This is a genomic window from Lysinibacillus sp. AR18-8 (assembly GCF_001705465.1).
GTDB lineage: Bacteria > Bacillota > Bacilli > Bacillales_A > Planococcaceae > Lysinibacillus > Lysinibacillus capsici.
This window is the reverse complement of sequence record NZ_MDGU01000003.1, coordinates 86,830-102,052: the sequence shown is the minus strand read 5'-3', so window position 1 is coordinate 102,052 and position 15,223 is coordinate 86,830. Positions and strand designations below refer to the sequence as shown.

Here is a 15,223-nt window from a genome sequence, read left to right as displayed (position 1 = left end):
TAAATAGGGGATATAAGGAAAAATATTATGAGGTGGCTTTTATGCGAAATCATCAAATAAATGGTGAGTGTTATTTATGTAAAAATAAAAATCTTAAATTACGACATCCTAGAGTACGTGATAATAAAGATTTATCAGTCCTTGAATGTATGGATTGTGGGTTAGTTTTTCTAGAGTCATTTAGTCACATTTCTGATGAATTTTATGAGGAGTCAGGTATGCTAGACGGCAAAGTAAATTTAAGCATCTATCGAAAAAAGTCATATAAGGATGATTTACGAAGATGTGAGGATTTACGTGATAAAATGATAGGGAAAACTATTTTAGATTTTGGATGTGGGGCTGGAGGTTTTTTAAACCTCATGAAGCAATATGCTGATAAATGCGTTGGGATTGAATTAGATAATACTATAAGAAATTCTTTGAATGAAGAGGGAATAATTTGTTTTAAAAGTACCAAAGAAATCAAGGATAAATTTGATTTTATTACATTGTTCCATGTAGTTGAGCATTTAACGGATCCTATTGAAACACTAAAGGAACTAAGAGAATATTTAAATCCGAATGGAGTAATTATTATTGAGGTGCCAAATGCAGATGATGCTTTATTGACATTGTATAATTGTGAAGAATTCAAAGATTTTACATATTGGAGTTGCCATACTATTTTGTATAATAGTGCTACATTAAAGCTATTGTTAAATAAAAGTGGCTACAGTAATATTACTGTTAAACAATTTCAAAGATATCCCCTTTCAAATCATTTATATTGGTTAAGTCAGGGAATGCCTGGTGGTCACAACATTTACAGTTTATTGAATAATCAACTGTTAGAGAAAAATTATGAAGGTGTTTTAGCATCATTAGGAAAATGCGATACCATAATAGCAGAAATTATGATTAATTAAAGCAAATGAATAATTAACATTATTTAAATGGATTTAGAGAAAACTATATTTATCTTTGTGTAAATATTTTAAGGGGAAATAGATGAAGAAAAGACTATTTTTGTGTAATGGACCAACACAGGTACTAAATGTGTTAACAATAATAGAGGAAAGTAAATATCAAGATAAATATATTGACATCTTATGTATACATAGTACTTTTGTTAAGAGTGATTTACAACATCCCATTTCTAAAGCTATTTTAAACTTAGCCTCGTTACATTCATGGGAGAAGGTTATATATTTAGATAGTAATTATAATTTTAGTTACACAGAAGAATTTTGGTATAATTTATTTGGTGTAGATGAACTTCACGAAATATTTGTAGTAAGAAATCATGGTTTTATAAATAGCATCACAATTAACTTATATTCTAATGCAAAAATAATTGTTTACGGAGACTCGCTAGGAATATTCGATTCAATAATAATTGATGAATCTTTTTCTAATGTAAGGATAGATGAAGTCAGATTAATAATCCCGATGTTTTCTACTACACGATTACCTGTTATCCTAAACAAACTATCTATACATATAATACCAATTGAATATTTAAAAGAGGTTATTAAAAAAGTTGCTAATAATTTAAAGGAATTAGAATCTTTAGATTATTCATTGGAGTATAATTTTTATCTAACCTCATATTTTTCACAACTGGGCTGGTCTTCTTTTGAAGAAGAGATAGCTATATATAGTTCACACATAGAACAAATGTATTCTAAAAGCGATGTTATTTATCTAAAGCCTCATCCCAGAGATCATACTAAAATCGCTGACACGTTATATTTAGATTTAAAAGATAAAAATTATAATGTATTTTTCTTAAAGAGCGAATTACAAGGTTACCCTTTAGAGATATTTCCGGAAATATTAAAAGTAAATACAATTTCTATGGCGGCAAGTACTGCAAATATTGGAATTAAAGTATTATATCCTGATATAGCATTAAATTCTATAAATACAGAGGAAGTAAAAATTAATAGTGAATTAAAATATGTTTTAGATAATAATCTGCTGTATGCTATAACTGAATTACCTAAAGACAATTACCTTGTGAATACTACAAATACTTTTCAAGAAAGATATGAAAGACATAGTATGAAAGTAGATAAGATATTAAAAGAATTTTATCAAAAATATAATTTAAATAAGAGAGATGTTTATTTTTATGGTTCAGGTAGCTATTTATATGAACATCAGTTTGTGGAAAAAATAAACAAACTTGGAGTTAAACTTTTAAAAGGCATACTAGATAGTTCAAAAGAAAAAGAAGGAACTCCATTTTTTGAATATAAAGTATACCATAGATCAATCATAGAGAAATTTATAATAGAAAATAAAAAACCATATATATTAATTACCTCAAGCTATTATGAAGAAATAGCTAATTATCTAACGTCTATAGGTTTAGTTGAAAATGAAGATTATTTTAATTTATATTTTTCTATACATCGTATAAATTAACACTTTTCTATTCAAAAGCATGGGGTTTTTAAGATATCACGGTGAAAGAAGAGAGAAAATATGAAAATCATATTATTCGGTGCAAGTCTTGGCGGTCAAAACTTCATAAAAAATTATGGGAATCAGTATCAAATTTTAGCTATTGCAGACAATAACGAGGCGATACAAGGGGAATTTCTAGAGGATATTCTTATTATTAGCCCAAGTCAAATTATTGAATATGATTTTGAAAAAGTTATTGTAGCAAGTATGTACGTAAATTCAATTTCAAAACAGCTTTTAAATTTAGGGATTTCAAAAGACAAAATAGAATATGCTTCAAAAATTTCAATGAAGCATGTAGGAGCCCCTTTTGAAAATCAGGATATTTTAAAGAAAGCTAACCAATTTATCGTTTCATTGACAGAAATATTAGATGGGATTCCTCATTATTTTACTTTCGGAACTTTGCTTGGGATTGCTCGTGATGGGCGTTTGATTCCTTGGGACGATGATATAGATCTTGCAATTTTTGAAGAAGACATCGAAAAAATAAAAGAACGATTATTAGAAAATGTTGAGAAGCTTGAGGATATTTTAACAATCGAAATGTATTCAAGAGAACATCATAATGGAGATGTAATCGCCATCATGATAGATTGCTATAATAATGATGAAAAACTATTTAATATTAGTTTAGATACGATATTTATAGAAGGCGATAACGCAAGACAAGATTTAAACGACACGCCGCTACATTATTTTATTGGAAAAGATGAAATCTTGTTTGAAAATATTAAAATTAATGTACCTAAAAATTATTTGGACTATTTAACTTACACATATGGAGATTGGCGTACAGTAAGGAAAGATACAAGCTTTGCAGATAATACACTCTCTTTTAAAGAGCCTGAATTAAGAAGCTCAAATGTGTATTTTTATAAAAAATAGTTCTTGAAAGAGCATTGAATTTAGTGTCCATGCTCTTTTTATTATACTAAAAATTATGCTCCTAGTAGTCGATAATAATTACATTAGTATTCATTCATCTTTAAGTGGAGGAAAATATGAGAAATATAGGAATATTATTAGCTGGTGGAATTGGTAGTCGTTTTAAAAGTAATATACCGAAACAGTATATGAAGTTGAATGGGCAAGAAATAATTTCATATTCTATTAATGCTTTTAAGCAGTCTCAGAAATTAAATAAATTTATAGTGGTTGTTGGTGAAAGAGAGTATGAAGAAGGACTAATTGAAAATAAATATGACGTTGAGTGTATTACTGGTGGGGATACAAGAAATGCCTCGTTAAATAAGGCGTTAGCGCATATTCAAAAACATTATCCAAAATGTGAAAAAGTTTTTATTCATGAGGCAGCAAGACCTTTTATTACTTCAGAAAATATTGATACATATATAGATTTATTAGATGATGGGGATGCAGTTATTACTGCTTCTCCGATTACAGATAGCCTTGGGTTTGGAAACAATTCTTATGTAAATAGAGAAGACTATTGTTTAATACAGGCTCCTGAATGCTTTTGGTTTAAAACTTTAAAGGAGCATTTTGATCCTAAAAGTATTATTACAGGTACAGTGCATCAATTACCAGAAACAGCTAGAGTGATTAAATTTGAAGGACTAAGATATAATTTGAAAATAACTTATCCGGAAGATTTATTTATGGCGGAACAATTCATTAAAATTAAGTATTATCAAGATGTGAAAAATTTGAATATTGGTAATGGAGATGGAAAAAAATATTTTATTTTTGGTGGCAATGGAGGAATAGGTAGAGCATTTATTCAACATTTAAAAGAAAAAAATATTCCGTATAAAGCACCATCAAGTCAAGAATTAAATTTAGTCGATATTACTATTGAAAAGTTAGATAGTTATTTAGGGGACTATGTACCAGATGTAATTATTAATACTGCTGGGGCATATGCAAACGACAGTGAAGGAATTTTAGAAAACTATGATTTAATTATGGATGTCAACTTAAAATCAAATTTAGTGTTATTAGAATATGCAAAACGAATCCAAAAAAGAGTGAACATTGTTTTAATTTCATCATCTTCTTCTACAAAGGGTAGAAAAAATTTAACGGTTTATTCCGCATCAAAAGTTGCTTTAAATTCTATTGTAGAAAGTTTAGCTGAAGAATTGAAAAAGCAAGGAATAATAGTAAATGTTTTAATTCCAGAAAAGGTAAATACACCACTAATTGGTCGTTTACATAACGGAAATATAAATAAAGAGGAATTACTAAATGCTGAAGATGTAGCCAAAGCTATTTTACACTATTCAACTTGTGAGGAATATGGTCAATTAGTACATTTAAGAAAAGGAATGTGTTGAATATGTATGAATTAATTGCTTTTGACTTAGATGGTACGTTAACAGAGCACAGAACACAAATAAGCGAAATAAATTACGAACTACTTGAAAGGATTAAAGAAAAATATAAAATAGTCATAGTTGGGGCAGGTACATGCGATAGAATTATCAAACAATTAAGAGAGTTCCCGATTGATGTAATAGGTAATTACGGAATGCAAACATCTATTATAGTTAATAAAGAGCGTATCAATAAAAAGGCTTGTATTGAAATTGATAAAGCTGATATTAAAGAAAGAATAAAAATAATTAGAAGTAGTACGGGATATGTAGATATTGTAGGGGAATCTATTGAATTTCATGAATCAGGAGTCATTACATTTCCTTTATTAGGGACGAAAGCAAATATTAAAGATAAGGTTGCTTTCGATCCCCAAAGAAAGAAAAGAAAAAAAATATATGCCTTTGTTAAAGACTATTTCCCAGAGTATACAGTTGTAATTGGAGGAAGCTCATCTTTTGATATAATGCCAAAAGAATATGATAAATATAAAGCATTGGTTAAGTATGCTAGTGATCTTAATATTAGCACTGATAAAATACTGTATGTAGGCGATGATTTTTCAGAGGGCGGAAATGATGAACCAATTTATAAGTCTGAAATAGAATGTATTGAGATTGAGAGTTATCAAATATTAAAAGAGAAACTGCATTTTTTATTATAAAATAAGATAAGATAAGTGAAGTGAAGTGAATGAATAAAGTTATTTTTATCACAGGTGCCACTCGTGGCATAGGCTATGCAACAGCTAAACAAGCAGCAATGCAACAATGGACAATATTATTAAACGGACGTGATGAATCTCTTCTAGCAAAATTGAAAGAAGAGTTTGAGGTTTATGGATCAACTGTTCATACACTAAACTATGATGTAAGTGATGTAGATGCAATAAAAAAAGCATTTATATGGATTAAAAAAAACATAGGGAAGCTAGATGCAGTTGTAAATAATGCTGGAATTATGGAAGATTCATTACTAGGTATGATGTTACCAGAACAACTTCAAAAAACATTAGATGTTAACACTAGCGCTGCAATATATCATATGCAATATGCGTCAAGATTAATGGCTAAACAAAAAAGTGGCTCTATTATAAATGTTAGCTCTATAATGGGGCGCTTTGGTAATGCTGGGCAAGTAGCTTATAGTGCGAGTAAGGCAGCACTAAATGGTGCTACATATGCCGCAGCAAAAGAGTTAGCACCATTAAATATTCGTGTCAATGCAGTTGCTCCTGGATTTATTGAAACTGACTTAATAAGTAATTATTCTAAACAAGTAAAAGAAGAAACCATTTCTCAAATTAAAATGGGGCGTCCTGGAAAAGCTGAAGAGGTGGCAAATGTCATACTTTTTTTAGCTTCATCTGCTTCTTCTTATGTAACAGGACAAGTAATTGGAGTTGATGGAGGCATGGTGATTTAGCCATGTCTTTTTCTTTTACGAGGAATCAATTAAAAAAAAGCGGAAATTGACGATATAATCTATATAAAAAATTAGGTAGGGATAAACATGGATAATGAACAAAGATTACGTGCAATTTTCTCAGAATGTTTAGGTATTAACGAAGCTCAAATAAATGATGAGCTAACATATAGCTCTATTCCAGAGTGGGACTCTATTGCCCATATGGCGTTAGTTTCAGAAATTGATGATCAATTTGATACAATGCTTGATACCGATGATGTACTTGATATGAGTACATTTGCAAAGGCAAAGGAAATTTTAATGAAATATGATGTGAAATTTTAGTTTAAAAGAGATTGCCTTTCCAAGCTAGATACAGCGGGTTTATAATATTTTGTTGAAAAAATATTACTAACACACATGAGAAATAGTTCTAAATTAGAGGTCTACAATTCTATGAGGATTGTGGGCTTCTTTATTATATTAACTGCTTTCTATCGTATAATTAATATGAATTATGTTTCCTAACCTTCGAATAATAAAAAAATATTAAAGGTTTACGGTACAATTACTATAAGAAAGGGTTCTGACGAACAAATGAAAATGTTTCCTTAGTCTAAGCTTATTCTTTAAAACTTTTTAAATTTTTTATTAGCTTCTATGGATATGATGATTTGCATTATCCATTTAGATGTTTAGAGTAGCGGCTAAAAAAATCAAGAGTTACATAAATGTGAGAGTACATTTCTATTACTTTGAGAATTTTTTATTAGTAAGGATGCTATACAAACGCCGCTGTGAGATTCAAAAAATGGAATAGGATTATATAAAAAAACTATAAATATTGTTTAGGAGTGAGTGAAATGTCTTTCTTTCATTTAGAAAGAAATCAACTAGCTGTTATAACAGAAAAAAAGCAATACAATTACAATGAAATACCATTGATTGAATTTACTCATTCAAAAAAGCAACTAATTTTAATTTTATGTCGCAACACTATTGATATATTAGCTGCCTACATTTCGGGTCTTAATAGTGGACATACTGTCATGTTATTAGCTGCAGATATTCATGAGAAATTATTTGAGGATATTATAAATAAATATAAACCTTATTGGATTGTAGGCTTAGAAGAGTATGAAGGGTATACATTTAATTCAAATAAATTAGTTAGAGAAGGTGATTTTGATGTAACAATTAATACAGAATTAGCCATATTATTAAGTACATCTGGTACAACAGGAAGCCAAAAATTTGTTAGATTGTCCTATGATAATATTCGTTCGAATGCACATGCCATTATTGATTATTTAGAGATTAGTAATCATGATTGTGCAGTAATGAACTTACCTTTATCATACTCTTATGGTATGTCGATTGTGAATAGTCATTTGTTAGCAGGATCCTCTATTCTATTAACTGATACCAGTGTGATGGAAAAGTCATTTTGGGAGCTTGTAAAGGAGCATAAAGTGACCTCACTAGCTGGCGTCCCGTTTACCTATCAAATGTTACATCGTATTGGTTTTATGAAAATGGACCTGCCATATTTAAAGGTGTTAACACAGGCTGGTGGTCGATTGAGTGAAAAATTGGTTAAAGCATTTGGTGAGTATGCACGGCAGCATGATAAACGCTTTTACATTATGTATGGGCAAACAGAAGCAGCACCAAGAATTAGCTACATTCCCTATGATAAAGTGCTCGATAAGACAGGCACTATTGGTATTGCAATCCCTGGTGGTCAACTTTCAATTGAAGGAGAATTAAATGAATTAGTGTATCGTGGGGCCAATGTAATGATGGGTTATGCAGAAAGTTTAGAGGATTTGGCAAAGGGTGATGAGATGCATGGGGTGCTTCATACAGGTGATACAGTCACAAAAGATGAGGAGGGTTTTTTTACGATTACAGGGCGTATTAAACGCTTTATAAAACTATTTGGACTACGCATCAATTTAGATGAGGTGGAGAAAAAATTAGAATCCGTAATCCATATACCTTTAGCTTGTACAGGTTCTGACGATAAATTAATTGTAGCCATTGAGCAACCGGATAAGGTGGAGAAGGTGAGGTCGGCGATTGAACTTCTTTTTAAGTTGCATAAATCAGCCTTTACAGTCATCATCATGGAAGAAATTCCTCGGCTTGCTAATGGCAAGATAGACTATACAACATTGAAGGAGCGCTGTTTATGACGGTCCCTTATCATTTAGCACAGGCTATTAAAGAGCAGCAATTATTAGGGAAATTAAATGAGTTAACGGCATGGCATGTGGAAAATTGTGAACCATATAAAGAGATGCTAAGAAAAGGTAGCATGCCTTTGGAAGTAAGGCAAATAGATGAAGTTCCATACTTACCTGTACAATTATTCAAGCTCATGGATTTAAAATCGATCCCACAAGAGGATATTATAAAAATATTAAAATCAAGTGGTACTACAGGACAACAGGTGTCAAAAATTTATTTAGATAAGGACACATCTATTGCTCAAACTAAAGCATTAGTGGAAGTAATGAAGCCAATATTAGGTAATAAGCGTTTGCCGATGATTATTTTAGACACTAAATCTGTGTTAAAGGATAGAAAATCATTTAGTGCACGTGGTGCTGGAATATTAGGGTTTTCAAATTTTGGACGTAAGCATTTTTATGCATTAAATGATGATATGTCTTTAGATGTAGAAGGATTACAAGCGTATTTGAAAGAATATGAAGGACAGTGTATTTTGTTGTTTGGTTTTACATTTATGATTTGGCAGTATATATATAAAGAAACACGTGATAAAGGAATAAAGCTTGATTTTGGTGATAGTATTTTGATACATGGCGGTGGCTGGAAAAAGCTCAAAGATGAGATGGTTGATGCAAAAACTTTTAATCGTTTATTAAAGGAACAGCTCAGTATTCAAAATGTACATAATTATTACGGAATGGTGGAACAGGTTGGTTCGATTTTTTTAGAATGTAGTGAAGGGCATTTACATGCACCTAGCTATGCCGATGTAATTATTCGGAATCCAATTACCTTTGAAACTTTAAAGAACGGTCAACAAGGATTAATCCAAGTTGTGAGTGAACTGCCTAAAAGCTATCCAGGACATTCTCTCTTGACAGAGGATTTAGGGACAATTCATGGGATTGATGATTGCAGTTGTGGATGGAAAGGAAAATACTTTTCAGTAGCAGGAAGGATACCAAAGGCTGAATTAAGGGGCTGTAGCGATACATATCAAGGAGGTGTGCAAAAATGAAAATGTTTTGGCCTCCTCATAAACAATTTACGAGAGCATTGTCAGAATTAGTTGAAGTACCGACAAATGTTCCATTTTGCGAGCAGGTATTTTTATTCACTCAAGTGTTATCAAAACGCTTTGTGCGTATACGAAAGCAACCAGAAATAGTTGCATTAGGCTATTGGTTACGCAAAGCGAATATTAAACAAATGAAAGTTGATTTTGATACAAAACGTGGAGATTCAATTGTACTTGCAAGAGGTACAGTCTTTCATATTGCCCCTTCAAATGTAGATACAATATTTGTCTATTCATGGATGCTTTCAATGCTTGCAGGAAATCGTAACATTATACGTATTTCTAGTAAAGACCAAAATGGATTAAATACATTGTTGCAAATTATTTTAGATGAGTTAACCAAACCAGAGTTTGAAGCAATCGCAAATCAAACAATTATTTGCACTTATGGGCATGAAGAAAAGGCAACTGAGCAAATTAGTTCTGTTTGTCATACGCGTGTTATTTGGGGTGGCGATTTGACAGTAAAGGAAATTCGTCAAGTACCGTTAGCTCCTCTAGCAAATGAATTAACATTCCCAGATCGTTTTTCATTATCCGCAATGAATAGTGAGGCAATTGTTTCTTTAAATGAAAGTGCATTAGTAGCATTGGCAAATCAGTTTTATAATGATGTATTTTGGTTTGACCAAATGGCTTGTTCTTCGCCCCGCCTTATTATTTGGACAGGAAATCAACAGGATGAGGCTAAAGCTTGTTTTTGGTCAGCGTTTGAAACAGTTATTCAAAGTAAACAATATGAGCTACTTGCTGCAACACAAGTTTTGAAATATACAACTGCGTTGCAACTGGCAGCTGAAGAGCAGGTTAAGTATATAAAAAATGATATATATTATTCACGTGTACAGTTACAGCAAATTGAAGCAAATGTACGTGAAGTGCATTGTGGCGGAGGCTTATTTTATGAGTATGATGTTACTAAGTTAATTGAGGCTAGTCCGATTATTCATGATAAAGACCAAACACTTGCATATTTCGGAATAGAACAACAAGAATTACAAACTTTTATTAAAGCAATTTCATCCCGTGGATTGGATCGAATTGTCCCAATAGGACAAGCACTTGATTTTGATGGTACTTGGGATGGTCAAAGCTTTTTAACTTCATTCACGAGGAAAGTGGTGATGAAATGAAGTGGATTAATATTGAAGAAAAACATTTACAGAAAATTTTGGAGTGGCGTACGACTGAGGAAATTACTCGCTTTATGTATACTGATATTGAATATAATCTAGATAATCAAAAGAAATGGTTCAAAAGAATTCAAGCGGATGAAAACGGTCGATACTGGTTAATAGAATATAAAAGCGAAATAATAGGTTTTGTTTCAATTACCGATATTCAATGGGTACATAAGCGAGGTACGTGGAATTTTTATATTGGTAATATGAAATATGCAATGCTTGCAGGCTTCTTAGGGGCGTATGTATATAATTATGCTTTTTTAGAGTTAGGTTTAGAAAAATTATCTGGAGAGGTCATGGATATAAATGAGGGTGTAAAAAAGATACATATTAAGCAAGGAGCAAGAGAGGTAGGGGTACTGGAGCATCATATTTATAAAAATGGAACTTGGCATGATGTGTTTTTGTTTGAAATGACGAAAAGAAATTGGGAAGTAGTAGGAGCTAAATATCATAAATATATAGCTGAGGTGCAAAAATGAAAATAATTGCAATTATCCAAGCAAGAATGGGCTCATCCCGTCTACCAGGAAAAGTTTTGAAACCATTAGGGAATGTTGATGTTTTAACATATAACATTGAGCGTTGTAGAGCTATAAAAGGTATTGATGAAGTAATTGTGGCTACATCAACATTATCTCAAGATGATTCCATTGTAACTTGGTGTGAAGAGCATCAAGTTGCATATTTCCGAGGATCAGAGGGTGATGTGTTAGATCGTTATGTTCAGTGTGCTAAATTCTATAAACCAGATTATGTGATGCGGGTTACATCAGATTGCCCTTTTGTTGATTATGAAATGGCTTCTGAAATGGTAGAATTAATGATTAAAGAGAGAAAAGACATTGTATTTATTAAGGGGCAATTACCACGTGGATTAGCTGTTGAAATTATCTCTTATGAAGCATTATTACACATTAACGAGGTAGGACAAGAACCTCGTCATCGTGAACATGTGACCTATTATGCATATGAGTTTATAGAAGAATTTACTTATGCTACATATGATGTACCTGAAAATCGAAATGTACCAAACCTTCGTATTACATTGGATACAAAGGAGGATCTGATTATGATCACTGAGGTTGTTAAATATTTTAATGATCCACTTGTTTCAAGTGTAGATGTCATTAAATTTTTGAAAGAACATCCGGAAATTTCTGAAATCAATGCTCATATTGAGCAAAAGCCGGTGATTTAGATGAATATTATTATCCGAACAGATGCTTCAATATCCATTGGCAGTGGTCATGTAATGCGGTGTTTGACAATTGCTAAAAATCTTCAAAGAATAGGTTGTCAGATTTCATTTTGGATGGAGCCTTTAGAGGGAAATTTAATTTCATTTGTACAAAAGCAAGGCTTCAATAATATTGCAGGACCTAAAATGGCTGATATATATATTATAGATCATTATGAGTTAGGGTTAGAATGGGAACAATCTATTAGACAATTTACGAAGAAAATAGTGGTTATTGATGATTTAGCCCGACAACATGATTGTGATTTATTATTAGATCAAAATATTATCCCTAATTTTCCCATTCGGTATAATGGGAAAGTGCCCGAGCAATGCAAAAAATTACTTGGACCCCAGTACTTAATTATTCGAGATGAATTTATAAAGCAACGCCAACAATTAAGACAGCGAAATAATGAGATTAATCGTTTGTTAATTTTTATGGGTGGTAGCGATCCCACAAATGAAATGATGAAGATTTTTAGTGCACTAGATGCCTTTAATTTTAAACATATTGATGTAGTTGTAGGGAATAGCAATCCATTAAAAAAACAAATTGAGCAAATATGTGTTGAGCGAAAGTATTATTTCCATTGTCAAATTGAATATATGGCATTGTTAATGCAATTGGCAGATTTTGCGATTGGAGCAGGAGGTAGTACTCTTTGGGAGCGCTGTTATGTTGGACTTCCTTCAAGTTCAACAATTGTTGCAGGCAATCAAAGAGAGACGACTTCATACGCTGAACAATTAGGTGTTACGATTAATTTAGGCTGGCACGAGACAGTAACTGCTGAAACATATCGACAATTATTAGCGAATGTCCAAGTAGAAAATATGAGTCGAAAAGGGTTAGAGCTTACAGCCAACAAGCAACCAAATGAATGGTTACAAGAAATATTGGAGTTGATATCATGATAAAAATAGGACATAAAGAAATCAGCAGAAATGCAAAACCATTTATTATCGCAGAAATGTCTGGCAATCATAATCAATCATTAGAACGAGCATTGCATTTAGTAGATTTAGCGGCAGAGGCAGGTGTAGATGCATTAAAGCTTCAAACGTATACACCAGATACAATTACATTGGATGTACATACTGGAGAGTTTTATATTCAAGATGATGAAAACCTTTGGAAGGGAAATTCTCTCTATAATTTATACAAAGAAGCTTACACTCCATGGGAATGGCATGATGCTATTTTTAATCGTGCCAAAGAACATGGCCTACTAGCTTTTAGTTCACCTTTTGATGAAACAGCTGTTGATTTTTTAGAAACTTTAAACGTACCTGCTTATAAAATTGCTTCCTTTGAAAATGTGGATATACCTTTGATACGAAAAGTTGCTCGCACTGGAAAACCTATGATTATTTCAACTGGCATGGCCACAGCAGGAGAGCTTGACGAAGCAGTTCGTGCTGCGAGAAATGAAGGAAATCAACAAATTGTACTTTTAAAATGTACAAGTACTTACCCTGCTACTCCAGTAAACTCAAATATAGCTACCATTCCTCATATGCGAGAATTGTTTGGAACTGAGATCGGTTTATCAGATCATACGATGGGAGTTGGGGTATCTGTAGCAGCTGTAACACTTGGTGCAACTGTAATTGAAAAGCACTTTACAACTTCTCGTGCAGACGGCGGTGTCGATTCTGCTTTTTCAATGGAGCCCCATGAGCTAAAAATGCTAGTTAAAGAAACAGAGCGTGCTTGGCAAAGCATAGGACAAGTACAATATGGGCCAACTGATGCTGAAAAAGATTCTACAAAATTTAGACGCTCTTTGTATATAGGGGAAGACTTAAAAGCAGGGGACCGATTAACCAATGAAAATGTGAGGAATGTACGACCTGGCTTAGGATTGCCGCCAAAATACTATGATTTAATCATTGGCAAGCGCATTAAGCACGATGTAAAAAAAGGAACGCCTTTAAGTTGGGAGTTATTACTATGATTAAGCGCAATGAATTCCTGTCCTACGGTCGCCAATCTATAGATGAAGAAGATATCCGAACGGTAATTGAAACATTGCGTTCACCATTTTTAACACAAGGACCTAAAATAAAAGAGTTTGAACAAGCGATCGCTGATTATGTTGGTGCTCAATATGCAGTTGCTTTTTGTAATGGAACTGCAGCACTCCATGCAGCCTGTTATACAGCTGGAATAGGAGAAGGAGATGAAGTCATTACATCGCCTATTACCTTTGCGGCTAGTGCGAATTGTGTACGTTATATGGGAGGAACTGTTGTTTTTGCTGATATTGATGCCAAAACATACAATATTGACCCAGCCGAGATAAGAAAAAAAATAACACACAATACTAAAGCTATCATTCCAGTTGATTTTACAGGCCAACCTGCCGATATGGACGCTATCATGGAGATTGCACATGCACATAACTTAGTTGTTATTGAGGATGGTGCTCATTCTTTAGGTGCTGAATATAAAGGAAAAAAAGTTGGCACACAAGCAGACATGACCATGTTTAGTTTTCATCCAGTTAAACCGATTACAACAGCCGAGGGCGGTATAATTGTTACAAACAATGAAGATTATTATCACAAATTGAAATTATTCCGTAGCCATGGTATCGAACATACTGAATATTCAACTGAACAAGGGGATTGGTATTATGAAATGACGGACCTTGGCTATAATTATCGAATGACAGATTTACAAGCAGCGCTTGGCCTATCCCAAATTACAAAAATTGATTCGTTTATTCAACAACGCCGCGAAATCGCAGCATTTTATACTGAGGCATTTCAAAGCATGGATGGTATTGTTGTTCCGCACCAATTACAAGAAACAAATTCAGGCTGGCATTTGTATATGATTCAGCTTGAAAAAGGGTCTCGTAAGCAAATTTTTGAACAAATGAGAGCATTAAATATAGGGGTACATGTACATTATATTCCTGTTTATTGGCATCCTTATTACCAACAACTGGGCTATGAACGAGGATTATGTCCAATTGCTGAAAAGTGGTATGAAAATGTATTGACTTTACCTATTCACCCTACTATGAAAACAGAAGATTTAGCAATTATTGTGAAAAATATAAAAGAGTTAGTAAAAAATATTTAATTAAATAGTCATGCTAAAAGAAGAAAGTGTACACTTATTGATGGCTATTCTATTTTTAATAATTTTATTAATGTTTTTAACAATAAGGAATCAAATTATTTATAGCGGGAGCTAAAGGTATGAAATATTTAAATTTATGTATATGAGAAGAAGAGTAACTTTTAGTAAAAGTGATAGTTGTGGAA

At 32.4% G+C, this 15,223-nt stretch carries 15 protein-coding genes; all 15 read left to right on the top strand.

What is annotated here, in order from left to right; translation table 11 throughout:
- The first annotated feature begins 41 nt into the window (after positions 1-41).
- Positions 42-908, top strand: a complete 867-nt coding sequence (locus BFM98_RS01240; protein WP_066036307.1) for a class I SAM-dependent methyltransferase — start codon at positions 42-44, stop codon at positions 906-908.
- Positions 909-990: 82 nt separating this feature from the next.
- The gene (locus tag BFM98_RS01235) at positions 991-2,412 is read left to right on the top strand and encodes a polysialyltransferase family glycosyltransferase (RefSeq protein WP_066036306.1); all 1,422 of its coding nucleotides are present in this window, start codon (positions 991-993) and stop codon (positions 2,410-2,412) included.
- Between the two features lie 60 nt (positions 2,413-2,472).
- Entirely contained in the window at positions 2,473-3,342 is an 870-nt protein-coding gene (locus BFM98_RS01230) for a LicD family protein (RefSeq protein ID WP_066036305.1), read from the top strand.
- Between the two features lie 116 nt (positions 3,343-3,458).
- The gene (locus BFM98_RS01225) at positions 3,459-4,754 is read left to right on the top strand and encodes an SDR family NAD(P)-dependent oxidoreductase (protein WP_066036304.1); all 1,296 of its coding nucleotides are present in this window, start codon (positions 3,459-3,461) and stop codon (positions 4,752-4,754) included.
- 2 nt (positions 4,755-4,756) lie between these two features.
- Positions 4,757-5,458 (top strand): HAD-IIB family hydrolase, encoded by a 702-nt coding sequence (locus tag BFM98_RS01220; RefSeq protein ID WP_083225189.1) that lies wholly within the window; start codon positions 4,757-4,759, stop codon positions 5,456-5,458.
- 29 nt (positions 5,459-5,487) lie between these two features.
- Entirely contained in the window at positions 5,488-6,219 is a 732-nt protein-coding gene (locus BFM98_RS01215) for an SDR family NAD(P)-dependent oxidoreductase (RefSeq protein WP_066036302.1), read from the top strand.
- Positions 6,220-6,306: 87 nt separating this feature from the next.
- The gene (locus tag BFM98_RS01210; protein ID WP_066036301.1) at positions 6,307-6,546 is read left to right on the top strand and encodes an acyl carrier protein; all 240 of its coding nucleotides are present in this window, start codon (positions 6,307-6,309) and stop codon (positions 6,544-6,546) included.
- 518 nt (positions 6,547-7,064) lie between these two features.
- Complete coding sequence (locus tag BFM98_RS01205; RefSeq protein ID WP_066036300.1) at positions 7,065-8,399, top strand: AMP-binding protein; 1,335 nt, start codon at positions 7,065-7,067, stop codon at positions 8,397-8,399.
- On the top strand, positions 8,396-9,457 hold the full coding sequence (locus BFM98_RS01200) for a LuxE/PaaK family acyltransferase (protein WP_066036299.1): 1,062 nt from the start codon (positions 8,396-8,398) through the stop codon (positions 9,455-9,457). The genes BFM98_RS01205 and BFM98_RS01200 overlap by 4 nt, the downstream gene beginning before the upstream one ends.
- Complete coding sequence (locus tag BFM98_RS01195) at positions 9,454-10,650, top strand: acyl-CoA reductase (RefSeq protein ID WP_066036298.1); 1,197 nt, start codon at positions 9,454-9,456, stop codon at positions 10,648-10,650. Before BFM98_RS01200 ends, BFM98_RS01195 begins: the two co-directional genes overlap by 4 nt.
- Positions 10,647-11,183 carry a UDP-4-amino-4,6-dideoxy-N-acetyl-beta-L-altrosamine N-acetyltransferase gene (gene pseH, locus BFM98_RS01190; protein ID WP_066036297.1) on the top strand — a complete coding sequence of 179 codons (537 nt, stop codon included), beginning with the start codon at positions 10,647-10,649 and terminating at the stop codon, positions 11,181-11,183. Before BFM98_RS01195 ends, pseH begins: the two co-directional genes overlap by 4 nt.
- The gene (locus BFM98_RS01185) at positions 11,180-11,902 is read left to right on the top strand and encodes a cytidylyltransferase domain-containing protein (RefSeq protein ID WP_066036296.1); all 723 of its coding nucleotides are present in this window, start codon (positions 11,180-11,182) and stop codon (positions 11,900-11,902) included. Before pseH ends, BFM98_RS01185 begins: the two co-directional genes overlap by 4 nt.
- Entirely contained in the window at positions 11,903-12,859 is a 957-nt protein-coding gene (pseG, locus tag BFM98_RS01180) for a UDP-2,4-diacetamido-2,4,6-trideoxy-beta-L-altropyranose hydrolase (RefSeq protein WP_066036295.1), read from the top strand. It abuts the gene before it with no gap.
- Positions 12,856-13,902 (top strand): pseudaminic acid synthase, encoded by a 1,047-nt coding sequence (gene pseI / locus BFM98_RS01175; protein WP_066036294.1) that lies wholly within the window; start codon positions 12,856-12,858, stop codon positions 13,900-13,902. The genes pseG and pseI overlap by 4 nt, the downstream gene beginning before the upstream one ends.
- Positions 13,899-15,038 (top strand): UDP-4-amino-4,6-dideoxy-N-acetyl-beta-L-altrosamine transaminase, encoded by a 1,140-nt coding sequence (gene pseC, locus BFM98_RS01170; RefSeq protein ID WP_066036293.1) that lies wholly within the window; start codon positions 13,899-13,901, stop codon positions 15,036-15,038. The genes pseI and pseC overlap by 4 nt, the downstream gene beginning before the upstream one ends.
- Positions 15,039-15,223: the final 185 nt, after the last annotated feature.

Bases quoted from the DNA above. Each gene is read 5' to 3' on its own strand.
- BFM98_RS01240 (WP_066036307.1), top strand. From the start codon at position 42: ATGCGAAATCATCAAATAAATGGTGAGTGTTATTTATGTAAAAATAAA.
- BFM98_RS01235 (WP_066036306.1), top strand. From the start codon at position 991: ATGAAGAAAAGACTATTTTTGTGTAATGGACCAACACAGGTACTAAAT.
- BFM98_RS01230 (WP_066036305.1), top strand. From the start codon at position 2,473: ATGAAAATCATATTATTCGGTGCAAGTCTTGGCGGTCAAAACTTCATA.
- BFM98_RS01225 (WP_066036304.1), top strand. From the start codon at position 3,459: ATGAGAAATATAGGAATATTATTAGCTGGTGGAATTGGTAGTCGTTTT.
- BFM98_RS01220 (WP_083225189.1), top strand. From the start codon at position 4,757: ATGTATGAATTAATTGCTTTTGACTTAGATGGTACGTTAACAGAGCAC.
- BFM98_RS01215 (WP_066036302.1), top strand. From the start codon at position 5,488: ATGAATAAAGTTATTTTTATCACAGGTGCCACTCGTGGCATAGGCTAT.
- BFM98_RS01210 (WP_066036301.1), top strand. From the start codon at position 6,307: ATGGATAATGAACAAAGATTACGTGCAATTTTCTCAGAATGTTTAGGT.
- BFM98_RS01205 (WP_066036300.1), top strand. From the start codon at position 7,065: ATGTCTTTCTTTCATTTAGAAAGAAATCAACTAGCTGTTATAACAGAA.
- BFM98_RS01200 (WP_066036299.1), top strand. From the start codon at position 8,396: ATGACGGTCCCTTATCATTTAGCACAGGCTATTAAAGAGCAGCAATTA.
- BFM98_RS01195 (WP_066036298.1), top strand. From the start codon at position 9,454: ATGAAAATGTTTTGGCCTCCTCATAAACAATTTACGAGAGCATTGTCA.
- pseH (WP_066036297.1), top strand. From the start codon at position 10,647: ATGAAGTGGATTAATATTGAAGAAAAACATTTACAGAAAATTTTGGAG.
- BFM98_RS01185 (WP_066036296.1), top strand. From the start codon at position 11,180: ATGAAAATAATTGCAATTATCCAAGCAAGAATGGGCTCATCCCGTCTA.
- pseG (WP_066036295.1), top strand. From the start codon at position 11,903: ATGAATATTATTATCCGAACAGATGCTTCAATATCCATTGGCAGTGGT.
- pseI (WP_066036294.1), top strand. From the start codon at position 12,856: ATGATAAAAATAGGACATAAAGAAATCAGCAGAAATGCAAAACCATTT.
- pseC (WP_066036293.1), top strand. From the start codon at position 13,899: ATGATTAAGCGCAATGAATTCCTGTCCTACGGTCGCCAATCTATAGAT.